This window comes from Methylobacterium sp. ME121 (genome assembly GCF_000974725.1).
Classification (GTDB): domain Bacteria; phylum Pseudomonadota; class Alphaproteobacteria; order Rhizobiales; family Beijerinckiaceae; genus Methylobacterium; species Methylobacterium radiotolerans.
In genome coordinates this window covers 1-3,492 of record NZ_BBUX01000149.1, presented here as the reverse complement: position 1 = coordinate 3,492, position 3,492 = coordinate 1, and the positions used below count along the sequence as shown (strand labels likewise).

Annotated in this window: 5 protein-coding genes; all 5 read left to right on the top strand. The window is 68.0% G+C overall.

All coding sequences use genetic code 11. The features are described from left to right. Positions 1-1,088: hypothetical protein (locus tag ME121_RS32505; RefSeq protein ID WP_491892950.1), on the top strand; the 1,088-nt coding region annotated here is incomplete at its 5' end. A gap of 90 nt (positions 1,089-1,178) precedes the next feature. Then, entirely contained in the window at positions 1,179-1,958 is a 780-nt protein-coding gene (locus tag ME121_RS32500; protein ID WP_059410316.1) for an N-acetylmuramidase family protein, read from the top strand. Between the two features lie 79 nt (positions 1,959-2,037). Further along, the gene (locus ME121_RS32495) at positions 2,038-2,748 is read left to right on the top strand and encodes a hypothetical protein (protein ID WP_059410315.1); all 711 of its coding nucleotides are present in this window, start codon (positions 2,038-2,040) and stop codon (positions 2,746-2,748) included. Position 2,749: 1 nt separating this feature from the next. Next, complete coding sequence (locus tag ME121_RS32490) at positions 2,750-2,995, top strand: hypothetical protein (RefSeq protein ID WP_059410314.1); 246 nt, start codon at positions 2,750-2,752, stop codon at positions 2,993-2,995. Beyond that, a complete protein-coding gene (locus tag ME121_RS32485) occupies positions 2,995-3,369 on the top strand; it encodes a ubiquitination-like system serine protease family protein (RefSeq protein WP_059410313.1) in 375 nt (124 codons plus the stop codon). Before ME121_RS32490 ends, ME121_RS32485 begins: the two co-directional genes overlap by 1 nt. Positions 3,370-3,492 lie beyond the last annotated feature (123 nt).

The window sequence follows — 3,492 nt, the reverse complement described above, 5'->3', positions numbered from 1 at the left end:
CCGGAAACTATTCGGGCCTCTACAACCTGCCGCTGACCTTCGTCGGCATCAACGGGCTGGGCAGCGTCGGCGTTCAGATGGGCGCCGGCGAGCAGGGCTCATCGCCGGTTCTGCGCGACTCCCGTATCATCGGCTTCGATACAGGCATCGACATCCAATCGAACGTCACCGGCAAGCTCGACAACGTCTCGGTGGATGGCTCGAAGAACATCGGTATTCGCACGCGCAACATTGCCAACTCGGACGCCGGCGACTGGACGTGGCTCGGTGTCAAGGTCGACAATTTCACGAAAACCGGCGATCTCGTCTCTTACGAAAGCGGCGGCGGCCTCAAGGTGCTCGGCTTCAAGGGGCTGGGCGGCGACATCGGCTGGCACATGAAGCTGCCGGATGGCACGGCGACGCAGGATTTCCAGTTCTCGGGCAACTCGATCGAGAACAGCGGCACCGCCTGCATGAAGTTTGAGCGGGTCGCCGGCGGCACCACCGGAGTTTTTGGCAATATCTCGATCGTTGGGAACGAGTTCGCCGGGTGCCCCACCGGCCTGTGGTTTGCGGGTCCCGGCGCCTCTGGCGCAGTAATCACCGGCAACAACTTCAGCTCGATCTCCGGCTTCCCGATCAAGCTGGATCCGGGCGCCAATAACATCGTCGTCGGGCAAAACACCGTCACGGGGGCAGTGTCATTGCAGGACAATCGCACGGCGTTCGCTGACGAGTATGGCTTCCTCAATCGGGCGGACACGGTAGCGATCGATACGTCCAGCTCGACGAACTACGCCTACGCCTACCACGTCACGGTGCCGCCGTTCCGCTCTGCCTCGATCCATCTGGTTCTTGAGGGTGTCATCCAGGGCGTGGGCGGGTTCGTGCGCGATGAAGAGTTCCTCCTGACGAACACTGGGGCGGGCCCGCTGGTCGTCACGCAGAAGTCGAGCACTCAGGGCGGAAGCGCCACGATCGATTTCGCTGTGGGGACCAACACGCCAGGCGTGGCCGATCTTGGCTATCGGCTCAATCAGGGCGGCAGAATTCAGGGCACCGCGACCATCGTCCCGCTCGGCAAGATGGTGAGCGTGTCGCGCTGACGGTCGCCGAAACCTGTCTGAGCCTGGGCGCCGTGAGCGTCAGCGCCCGGGCCTCCTGCGCCTTCCTACCCCTGACATCGTGAGGACGACATGACCGACACCGCAAGCGCGGTGGCGCTGCGCCGGTTGCGCGAGAGCGCGTTCAAGGGCGCCGGGAAGCGGCTAGCCGATGAGGACCTGCCGCGTCTCGGACACGGCATTGGCGTCGGGGAGGATGAGATCCATGCCTTCCTCGACGTCGAGACGTCCGGCGGCGGCTTCGACAGCAAGGGCCGGCCGAAGGCGCTCTATGAGCCGCACCGGGCCTACGCGCTGTCGCAGGGCGCCGTGCGCACCGAGCTCGTGCGGCTCGGGATTGCCTACCCGAAGTGGGGCACGAAGCCGTACCCGTCCGACAGCTACCCGCGCATCGTTCAGGCCCTGGCGATTGATCCCCGCGTAGCGCTCGAGGCGACCTCGTGGGGTCTCGGGCAGATAATGGGCTCCAACCACGTTGCGGCCGGGTTCGAGAGCGCGGCCGAGATGGTGGCAGCCTTCCTCGACAGCGAGGAGGCGCAGCTCGCCGCCGCGGTAGCCTTCATCCGAGCCAATCACCTCGACGACGAGCTCCGCGATCACCGCTGGGCCGCGTTTGCGATGGGCTACAACGGCCCCGGCTACCGGAAGAACGCGTACGACACGAAGCTGGCCGCTCGATTCGCCTTCTGGCGCAAGGTCCCGGACACGCCCTGGTCGCCGCCTGCGCCGGCTGTGGCCGCTGTGTTGGCTTCGCCTATCACGGATGAGAAGCAAGCCGTGTTGATTCTCAAGAAGGTGCCCCTGGTGAGAGCCAAGCCGGCCGCGAAGGCCGCCGCCCGCCCGCGCGCCTGACCCAAGCTCCGCGGATTCCGCGGTAGTTCGACCCGAGCCGGCCGGGCCCGCCGAGCACCCCCGACAACGAGACCTCGACATGAACCGCATCGCTTTCGCGGCGCTGGCGCTCGCCTGTGCCTGCTCTCCAGCCCTGGCCGATCTCGGCCAGCCGTTCGACCTGTCCCGCGCCGCCGGCCACGGCGTGATGGTGCTTCTGCTCGGCTCGGCGCTCATCGCCGCGCTGATCTGTGCTGCCCGGCGCTTGCCCGGCATGACGCTCGCCGCCGTGGCGCTCGTCGTCGCCGTCGTCAGTCTCGGCGTTCACCCGGCCTTCGCCCAGGCCGCAGCCACCGTCGCCCAGCCCGCGACCGACACTGCGGTGGTCACCGTCCCGCTCGGGACCTGGATCGCCTCTTACGCACAGGCGGCGGTCGAGATCGTCACGGCCGTCGTCATGGCGGCGATCACCTGGGGCCTGCGCCGGCTGCCGGCGTCGATCGGCGCCGTCGTGAAGGGCCTGATCACCCAGCAGCTCGTCGAGAAGGCGATCAGCTTCGGCGTGAACACCGTGGCTGGCGCCGCCAAGGACAAGACGCTGAGCTTCGACGTCGGCAACGCGGTACTGGCCAACGCCCTGAACTACGTGGTCGAGCATACCCCGGGCTGGCTGCTCTCGTGGACCGGCGGCGTGAACGCGATCCGCGACCACATCATCGCGCTGCTGCCGGTCGAGGATGGCGCTTCCCTCGCGACCTCGACCCCGACGGCGGCCGGCCCGACCACCACCGCCCCGGCCGTGGTCGGCTGACGTGTTCAGCCTCTCAGCCCTGCTGAGCACGCTGCTCGGCCTCCTCGCGCGGACGTTCTCGGACGCCATCGTGAAGGAGGTCGACAGCCTGCGGCACGACCAAGATCAGCGCGACCTCGGCGCGGCGCAGCAGGCGAACGCCTCCACGCTGGTCGCTGAGGCACAGGAAGCCCGAGCTCGTGCGGCTGCTGACGCTGCGGCGGACGGGCCGGACGACGATCGCGACCTCCTCCCGGAGGCGAAGTGATGGCCCGCATCGGCGTCTTACGGACGGCCAACAACGGGTCGGTGCTGTTCCACTGCCCGGGCTGCGATCAGCCGCACGCCGTGCGCGTCGTTTCTGATGGCAGCAAGCCGTGCTGGGGATTCAACGGCGATCACGAGCGGCCGGCGTTCTCGCCGTCCGTGCTGGTGACCTGGGGTCATCATGTGCCCGGCGCCGGCGGCCGCGGCACGGGTCCGCATTGCCAGTACGGCTGCGACGATCCCGAGGACGGCAACCCCGCCTGTTGTGGCGTCTGCCACTCGTTCGTGACCGACGGCCGGATTCAGTTCCTCGGCGACTGCACGCACGCCCTCGCCGGGCAGACCGTGCCCCTCTCCGCGAGAGACGACACATGACCTGCATCGGTTTCGCCCTCGGGCTCGCGCTCCTGCACTGCGACCTCGACGCGCCGGCGGTCCCGGCGGCTCGGCTCTGCCAGGTGATGACCTCGCCCGTGCAGTACGCGCGGACCGACGACT